This window comes from Streptomyces sp. MMG1533 (assembly GCF_001279775.1).
In the GTDB taxonomy this organism is placed as follows: Bacteria; Actinomycetota; Actinomycetes; order Streptomycetales; family Streptomycetaceae; genus Streptomyces.
Genome location: NZ_LGDG01000202.1, coordinates 1 through 224, shown reverse-complemented (window position 1 = coordinate 224; position 224 = coordinate 1). Strand labels below are relative to the sequence as shown.

Sequence of the window (224 nt, the reverse complement as noted above, 5' to 3'; positions counted from 1 at the left end):
AGCAGCCACCCTTGAAAGAGTGCGTAATAGCTCACTGGTCTAGTGATTCCGCGCCGACAATGTAGCGGGGCTCAAGCGTACCGCCGAAGTCGTGTCATTCATACAATAGGGCCAACGCCCGTATGGATGGGTAGGGGAGCGTCGTGTGCCGGGTGAAGCAGCCGCGGAAGCGAGTTGTGGACGGTTCACGAGTGAGAATGCAGGCATGAGTAGCGATACAAACG

The 224-nt window shown here is 57.1% G+C and carries 1 rRNA gene; it reads left to right on the top strand.

From position 1 onward, the window contains the following. Positions 1–224: ribosomal RNA gene (locus tag ADK57_RS19840) — 23S ribosomal RNA — on the top strand; the annotation flags it as partial.